Annotated in this window: 8 protein-coding genes; 5 read left to right on the top strand and 3 right to left on the bottom strand. The window is 48.7% G+C overall.

Translation table 11 applies throughout. The features are described 5' to 3' along the window. Window positions 1-94: 94 nt before the first annotated feature. From NZ772_09410 to NZ772_09400, 3 genes are all read right to left on the bottom strand, one after another. Entirely contained in the window at window positions 95-436 is a 342-nt protein-coding gene (locus NZ772_09410) for a hypothetical protein (GenBank protein ID MCS6813770.1), read from the bottom strand. Between the two features lie 443 nt (window positions 437-879). Next, window positions 880-1,758 (bottom strand): metal-dependent phosphohydrolase, encoded by an 879-nt coding sequence (locus tag NZ772_09405; protein ID MCS6813769.1) that lies wholly within the window; start codon window positions 1,756-1,758, stop codon window positions 880-882. Between the two features lie 243 nt (window positions 1,759-2,001). Next, window positions 2,002-2,886: a YihY/virulence factor BrkB family protein gene (locus NZ772_09400; protein MCS6813768.1), complete on the bottom strand. Its 885-nt coding sequence runs from the start codon at window positions 2,884-2,886 to the stop codon at window positions 2,002-2,004. Window positions 2,887-2,952: 66 nt separating this feature from the next. On the opposite strand from NZ772_09400, the gene NZ772_09395 reads away from it, so the two are divergent. The 5 genes from NZ772_09395 to NZ772_09375 form a co-directional block, all read left to right on the top strand. Then, window positions 2,953-3,216, top strand: coding sequence for a sulfiredoxin (locus tag NZ772_09395; protein MCS6813767.1), 264 nt, complete (start codon window positions 2,953-2,955; stop codon window positions 3,214-3,216). 52 nt (window positions 3,217-3,268) lie between these two features. Next, complete coding sequence (locus NZ772_09390; protein ID MCS6813766.1) at window positions 3,269-3,751, top strand: DNA starvation/stationary phase protection protein; 483 nt, start codon at window positions 3,269-3,271, stop codon at window positions 3,749-3,751. 78 nt (window positions 3,752-3,829) lie between these two features. Continuing rightward, window positions 3,830-4,459: a phycobiliprotein lyase gene (locus NZ772_09385; protein ID MCS6813765.1), complete on the top strand. Its 630-nt coding sequence runs from the start codon at window positions 3,830-3,832 to the stop codon at window positions 4,457-4,459. Between the two features lie 27 nt (window positions 4,460-4,486). Next, complete coding sequence (locus tag NZ772_09380; GenBank protein ID MCS6813764.1) at window positions 4,487-5,707, top strand: extracellular solute-binding protein; 1,221 nt, start codon at window positions 4,487-4,489, stop codon at window positions 5,705-5,707. Window positions 5,708-6,083: 376 nt separating this feature from the next. Beyond that, window positions 6,084-7,999, top strand: a 1,916-nt coding sequence (locus NZ772_09375) for a heavy metal translocating P-type ATPase (GenBank protein MCS6813763.1), incomplete at its 3' end; no start/stop codon positions are given.

Here is a 7,999-nt window from a genome sequence, read left to right as displayed (position 1 = left end):
AGTAACAGTTGATAAGCAGGTGCTTGATGCAACCCCCCGGCTTGTTTTGGTAAGACGGCCATTAGGAATCTGCAATAGCATTGTCGATATCGTTTCAACCTTGAACATAATCGTTATCATTGCAGCACCAAATGTAAGGTACTTGGTTAAAAATTATCCTGGTCAACAATGTGACTACACGGAGTACTTGCAAAGTGTTCATAGACAACTCGATAGTTTCAGTCAAATTTGCATTGTTGCTCTCTAGATCTAGCTCGCCTACAGCAACTCTCTCGCGATCGCAGTGAGCCATTAAATCTGCTAGACGGTTACCCCACTGTCGATTGAACGTCTTGACGAGATCTGTTGCCACCCAAGCTGAGTCCACTTGAAGGCCTTCTGGTGTTAGCTCTTGCATCGTTGAATCTGGGCGCAGTCCATGCATAGAATTTGCCACTACTGAACTCTAGATGACGTGAGCACTGCTAAGAATCTGCTCCTACCCATGTGCACAGATAACTAGTTCACGCAACGTCTAACCACCAATGGGCAACTATCGAATCAACATCAGAATGCACCACAATCTCTACAGAGCCGCTCCCCTAACGGGTGTATAGGTTAAGCAACTACTAACTCAGGACTAACCTAGACTTGCAACGTACACCATTAAGCAACGATGCAAGCCCCATAGCAGCAAAATCATTGACATGCTATGAAACGTGGCTTACACCAACCCCTTGACCTGCAAGACAGGTCTTGCAACGCAATCGCATTCCTCAGCCACTAGCCTTCAACGTTTGGAGATAAACGAGTTGCTCACTATACCGATAAGGCTCATCCACTAGCGTAATGAACTATGTAAAGGAAAGCTTAATGAGTAGGTTAAGATGTGGTTAAGTTTTAGTTAGCACTAGGCTTTAGTGGTGCTGAGACAAAAAACTTAGTGTCTACTTCGTGTTCAACTTCAAAGACGTGGGCATAGAGGTTGGCGATGATTTGCTTCCCTTCTTGAGTAAGTTTTAAGTAGCCTAGGGCATCTCGAATGTAAGGATAAACGCTATTCCAATAAAAGCGAGGATAGTTTACGCGCAGATCGTCTGGATGGCGATACCCCAGTTCTTTGTTGATGCCAGTTTCTTCAAATTCGTAGAACAACGCTGGAATTTTCTGAAGATAGCGTGGGTCACTAAGCTGTCCGATCAAGTCAGCCGCACGCACTAGGCCAGGATAGTTAACGGTGTCGTCATGGTCACCATCTTTGGGTACCGGGAAGCGTGTCAGTTCTATATTGGCTTTAATGATGTCGGAGACAATTAATGGATGTCCACCAAACCGTTCTTGGATAAAGAGTTTGCCTCGATCGACATGGTAGTGAGTCAAACTCGCATCAGTTGATCCCTTTGGTAATTCGATCGTCTCATCTCCCCTACCCGTGGCATAAATTCGACGCTCGATGTTGTCTTGACTGCATACACCCTTAACATAGCCAATGTCATGGCAAACAAGAGAAATTGCAAAGTGCAGCCAATCTTCACAGCTAACACCACCTTCCCGGATATGCTTGCCCCTCAAAATTTCTTGCCCCACAAGCGTGACGAATATCGTGTGTTCCACGTTGTGGTATAGTGCATCGCTGTTGGCAATATTCTCCAACGCCATGTTGCCAACCCAGCCCATAATTTCCGCATAGTCAGGCTTTTGGCCACCATAAGTGGTATAAAATCCAGCCGTGAACTCTGGAACAAACGCCTCTAGTAGAAGTTTAGTAGGGTTAAACATGGTTAAGCTTGGCTCAATGGTGATAGCTCAGTACTAATCTAATCAACAACTCTTCAGAGCGCACCGGATATCTACACCATTCTTCATGGGTCAATATCTAGGAATACCTGGGTGAGTTATGACCTTCTATAGTAAGGACTTACACTCTTACTAGGAGTTGCAACTGCCATCGTATCCTTGACCTTACCTGATGAGTGCCATTAGCTGGCCAGGATGGTTGACTAGACGATATTACAGAACAGCTCATTTACCCGTTGATAGGGATGGACGATGTGAACCATGAGTATGGGCATAGATTTTGGTAAATTCTGCACCGAATAACAAGATCTGTGCTGAGTAATAGACCCACGTGAGGATGGCAACTAGGGATCCAGCAGCACCGTAGGCAGAGCTGAGACCACTGCGGGTTAGATACAGACTAATCAGAAGTTTACCTAGATTAAAGAGCATGGCGGTAATGATTGCACCTAGCCATACATCCCCCCATTTGATTTTGACATGGGGCACTACTTTGTAGATGGCAGCAAAGGCAATGGCAATCAGTCCTACTGAAACTAGGGGGTCAAGTATTTTTACAATCGCGATCGCTCCTGGAACAATGCTGCCCACAGTCCGAGCCAGTACCGTTAGCCCTGTGCTGAGCACTAGAGCACACAGCATTAGCAGACCAGTACTCACTGCCATGAGAAAGGCATTCATGCGTCCTAGCAAGAAGCCGCGAATGATGCCCCAGTTGGCATCGGCCTTCCAGATTAGATTGAGGGACTCTTGCAGTTGCGTGAAAACAATAGATGCACCAAACACCATCACGGCAATACTGGTAACGGTTGGGATCAGCCCAGAGCGCTCTCGAAGTTGGGCTGAGATCATAGCTTGCACAGTAACTGCCCCTTCGCGACCGATCGCCAGTTGAATTTGCTCCAGCACACTCTGCTGCACTGTTTCCTGATTAAAAATGAGACTAGCGATGCTGATTCCAATCACGAGTAATGGCGCTAGGGAAAAAGTGGTGTAAAAGGCCAAAGCCGCTGCTAGCAAGGATGCACGATCGTGTCGCCACGCTACGATCGTGCGCTTGAGTAATAGGAGTGCAACTCGATAGCAATTTAGCCTGTTGTAAATCCACATGGGTGACTTGCAACTCGTACTCATAACGAGTATGATTTAGAAGTAGGGTTAAGTAGTATAGACTCTATGGCCAGAATACAAGACATTCCCTTGAACCAGATTCATCGTCCCCTATATCGTCAGAATAATCCAGAGAAAGTGGCTGCTCTTATGGAGTCGATTGCGGTAGAGGGGCTACGGGAACCAATCGAGGTTTTAGAAGTGGAAGGTCGGTATTATGGCTTTTCTGGCTGTCATCGCTATGAAGCCTGCGCCCGATTGGGCCATGAGACTATTCGATGTCGTGTTCGTCGTGCGCCACGATCGGTACTCATGAAGCACTTAGCTTAGTTGGGTGCCTAAAGTGGCTAGTTAAATACCATCTACTACGGAGGTTAATGCTATGGCTACTCAACCATTGACTATTGATATTGGGATTGCGGAAGCCGATCGTAAAAATATTGCCGATGGCTTGTCTCGCTTACTTGCTGATACCTACACGCTGTATCTTAAAACTCACAATTTCCACTGGAATGTGACTGGTCCCATGTTCCAGACCTTGCACCTGATGTTTGAAGCTCAATACACAGAGCTAGCGCTTGCTGTTGATCAGATTGCAGAGCGGATTCGCTCCCTAGGCTTTCCTGCTCCTGGTACCTATCGAGACTATGCTGAACTCAGCTCGATTCCAGAAACACCTGGAGTGCCTCCAGCCGAAGAGATGATTCGCCAACTGATAGCTGGACAAGAAGCGGTTGTCAAGACGGCTCGGTCTATCTTTCCCCTAGTAGATGCGGTGAACGATGAGCCAACGGCAGATTTGTTGACCCAGCGGATGCAAGTGCACGAAAAGACAGCATGGATGCTACGGAGCTTGTTGGAGTAGTGCAGCAGTTACGCCCAATTGCACAGAAATAATGCACTAGGATGGTGATATCGTGAAGAGAGTTGTCGTGGAATATCCATGCTAAGCTTCGATGAGTTTTTCACTGCCTGTGCAGGGTTTTGGACGACTGAGCGCATTTACCACTACCTACCAGAGGGCAAGTTGGAGCGATCGTACACGGAGTATCGAGTGACAGCACTGACTCCAGCAGAGCGTCAACAGGTCTTGGCAACGGGTAGTGGTGATGCGCTGGAGCTAGACAGCGATGGCGACCGTACCATGCCCGGTTTTGCCATCGCCTTCGACACTCGCTCAGAAACAGGTGAAACTGTCTCGATGCAACTGCGGGCACTATTTGTGCCTGATACGATTGTGCGCAGCAGTAGGTTACCATCCCCAACAGTGTTACCCCTGGCAGCTCAGATGCCCCTTGATCTATCTGGAGATTTGATTCAAGGCTTTTATCTGCGGGATGAAGGTTATTCAGAGCAGGGAGCAATTGCAGGGCGGTTTACCTACCAAATTACACGCCAAACCTTGGAAATGACTACCTACTATCGGCGTTCTGTTGCGGTTGACCAGATGCGCTTAATCTCACCAAACACACGATTGCGAACAATCGTTACTTATCGTCGTCCTGAAACAGACCAGCAGACTCCTACAGACATTACCCTAATTGGGTTTGGGGTTGAGCATAAACAGGGGTGAGAGCATGATTGTAGGGTTAAGGGCAGTATGGGCATAACACGGCGATCGCTGGTAATGGGTGCAGGGATGCTAGCAACGTCTAGCCTATTGGCTGGCTGTGCTACTGATCCGGGGTCAACAGTACACGTGCGAATTCTGAAGGGAAGCATTCCTGTGCAGATGGTAAAGCGGTTCCGCGATCGCTATTCCATGACCAGTCAAGGCTCGTCATCTGTACTGGTTGTTAAACCAGAGAGTACACTATCTGATTTGTTTGCTCTGTTGCAGGCCCTAAAGTCTCAGAAAATGCAGCCATCCCAAGGACGCAGACTCCCCTTTTTACCCCAGCAACAACCCTCTCCCTTGGTGGATTTGGTAACCATGGGAGATTATTGGTTAGCAACGGCAATCCGGCAGGGCTTGATTCAACCCTTACAACCCTCTGCTTGGTCACAGTGGGAGAAGCTCCCCAACCGTTGGCGAGAGTTAGTTACCCGTGATAACCAGGGCAAGCCAAGTTCTGATGGTCAAGTCTGGGCAGCTCCCTACGGATGGGGCACGACGGTGATTGCCTACCGAGCCGATCGCTTTGGGCAGGAAGGCTGGCTACCACCCCAGGATTGGGCTGACCTATGGCGACCAGAGTTGCAGGGCTGGATCTCTCTGCCAGACAATGCTCGTGAAGTGATTGGCTTAGCCTTAAAGCGTCTAGGTCAGTCTTACAACACGGCTGACCTCACAGCCGTTAACGACTTGGAAGCTCAACTAGTAGCACTGAACCGGCAGGCTAAGCTTTATAGTTCTAGCAATTACTTAGAACCACTGATCTTGGGCGATACAGCAGTAGCCGTAGGGTGGTCCACAGATATTTTGCCCTTGTTACGCACCGATCGAGCAGCCCATGGGCCTGACAAACGCCTGTATGGAGCAGTGATTCCTGCATCTGGAACGGCCCTGTGGGCAAACTTATGGGTACGTCCAGCAGACAGTCAACTCAATTCGATTACTCAGGATATTCTCAACCAGTGGATTGATTTTTGCTGGGAGTCAGGAGTGGCCCCACAACTATCCCTTCTCAGTGGCACAACCTCGCCCATTATCCCTGAGTTGGATATCACATCGCTACCAACTAGCCTCACCACAGAACCTCTATTGTCTCCTGCTGCTGAGATTTTGGATCACAGTGAACCGCTACTGCCATTAACAGATGTAACTATCGAGCAGTATCGTCAACTTTGGCGACGCATCCGGCAACCAGTTGCAGCCTAAAGATAATCTAAAGCATCTAGAGTCTCATGGTGTCAATTCTCCAAAGTGCCAATTCTCTAAAAGCTAGTTACATAACCCCTTAGTTCGTAGTGTAGTCATTCCAGACTAGAAAGAAACATTTAGGCCCGCCTACCCGCTCTGGGAGAAGGGTTGGAGTAGAGCCAACTGTTCCAAGCTAAATTAGAACGACTATAATACCAACTATACTGGTTCGTAATACCAACTGTTAGTTCGTAGTAAGGACTTAAGTCCTTAAGTAGTTCGTAGTAAGAATTTAAGTCCTTACTACAAGCTTTCTGTAGCCACAACATGAAGAATCCGTCATGGTCAGTTGCTACCATTGAAGTCTTGTAGATTTTTATCTGCCTGATAACTGATGCTAAGCCAAACCTTTAAGCTGGACGGCATGAGTTGTGCATCCTGTGCCCATGCCATTGATGCTGCTATTCGTAATATTCCTGGCGTGAGTCAGTGCTATGTGAATTTCGGCATGGCTGAGGCTACGGTTACCTTTGATGCTAACCAAACTAGCGTTGCTGCTATTCAAGCTGCGATTGCCGATCGTGGCTATGTGGCTCATCCCTGGCAGCCAGAGGACGAAGCAGAGGATGATGAAGCCAGTCGCCATCATTATCAGCAAGAGTTGCAAACCCTTCAGCGCAAAGTCTGGGTTGGGGGCATAATCAGCAGTCTGCTTGTGTTTGGCTCTTTGCCTGCCATGACTGGCTTGCACGTGCCGCTAGTTCCCAGTTGGCTCCACAATCCTTGGTTACAACTAGTGCTAACCCTGCCAGTGCAAGGTTGGTGCGGGGCGACGTTTTACATCAATGCAGCAAAGGCGTGGCGCTACAGACTTGCAACGATGGATACGTTGGTGGCGATCGGTACAGGTGCTGCTTACCTCTACTCCCTCGTGGCGACTTTGTTTCCCTACCTGTTCACTAGCCAAGGACTCAGCGCAGATGTCTACTACGAAACCGTTGCTGTGATCATCACCTTAATCTTGCTAGGACGATTGCTAGAAATCCGTGCCAAACGCCAAACTTCAGTGGCCATGCGCAAGTTAATTGGTCTACAAGCCAAAACGGCCCGGGTGATTCGCCCAGAGGGTGAAATGGATGTAGCAATTGCTGAAGTCAGACTAGGGGATGTAGTGCGAGTGCGGCCTGGGGAAAAGATTCCCGTTGATGGCGTGGTATTGGATGGCTCCTCTACAGTGGATGAGGCCATGGTGACAGGAGAAAGTGTGCCCGTAGATAAACATCCAGGCGATGAAGTCATTGGTGCCACCCTTAACAAAAGCGGGAGTTTTACCCTTCGTGCTACCCGCGTAGGCAAGGATACTGTGCTGTCACAGATTATACAGCTTGTTAAGCAGGCTCAGGGTAGCAAAGCCCCCATCCAGCGCCTTGCTGATCGGGTTACCGGGTGGTTTGTGCCTGTGGTGTTGGCGATCGCTTTCGTGACTTGCGTCCTTTGGTATGGCCTGACCTATAACTTCACCTTGGCCTTAAACAACACCATCGCTGTACTAATCATTGCCTGTCCCTGTGCTTTAGGGTTAGCAACTCCTACATCCATCATGGTAGGCACAGGTAAGGGAGCGGAACACGGCATTCTGATTAAAAGTGCTGAGAGTCTAGAACTAGCCCATAACCTCAAGACAATTGTGCTAGACAAAACTGGCACCATTACTGAAGGCAAGCCTACGGTTACTAACTTCTTGACGGTGAACGGCACTGCTCATGGTAACGAGCTAGCCCTGTTACAGCTATCCGCAGCAGTTGAACGCTACTCCGAGCATCCCTTAGGGGAAGCGATCGTGCAGTATGCTCGTACACAAGGTGTGGACATAGTTGAAGCTCAACACTTTCAAGCGATCGCGGGTAGTGGTACCCAGGCCCAAGTTAACGGCCAGTGGGTATACCTAGGCACTGCTCGCTGGCTACAGACTCTGGGTATTGATACTACCGGTCTGGCATCTCAAGCACATCAGTGGGAATCGCTGGGTAAAACAGTCGTGTGGTTAGCTGTTGAGCACACAATTGCTGCTATTTTTGGTATTACTGATGCGGTAAAACCCTCCTCAGCAGGGGCTATTCGAGCCTTGCAAGCTATGGGATTAACTGTGGTGATGGTAACAGGCGACAACCGCTCAACAGCTACTGCCATTGCTCACGAAGTGGGAATTCAGCACGTGATAGCCGAAGTTCGCCCTGACCAAAAAGCAGCTATTATTGCCAAGCTGCAACATCAGGATGCTACATTGCCGTTAGAACACGATATGCTTGA

The organism is Cyanobacteriota bacterium (genome assembly GCA_025054735.1).
Classification (GTDB): domain Bacteria; phylum Cyanobacteriota; class Cyanobacteriia; order SKYG9; family SKYG9; genus SKYG9.
This window is presented reverse-complemented; position numbering and strand designations above follow the sequence as displayed.

Bases quoted from the DNA above. Each gene is read 5' to 3' on its own strand.
- NZ772_09405 (MCS6813769.1), bottom strand. From the start codon at position 1,758: ATGTTTAACCCTACTAAACTTCTACTAGAGGCGTTTGTTCCAGAGTTC.
- NZ772_09400 (MCS6813768.1), bottom strand. From the start codon at position 2,886: ATGTGGATTTACAACAGGCTAAATTGCTATCGAGTTGCACTCCTATTA.
- NZ772_09395 (MCS6813767.1), top strand. From the start codon at position 2,953: ATGGCCAGAATACAAGACATTCCCTTGAACCAGATTCATCGTCCCCTA.
- NZ772_09390 (MCS6813766.1), top strand. From the start codon at position 3,269: ATGGCTACTCAACCATTGACTATTGATATTGGGATTGCGGAAGCCGAT.
- NZ772_09385 (MCS6813765.1), top strand. From the start codon at position 3,830: ATGCTAAGCTTCGATGAGTTTTTCACTGCCTGTGCAGGGTTTTGGACG.
- NZ772_09380 (MCS6813764.1), top strand. From the start codon at position 4,487: ATGGGCATAACACGGCGATCGCTGGTAATGGGTGCAGGGATGCTAGCA.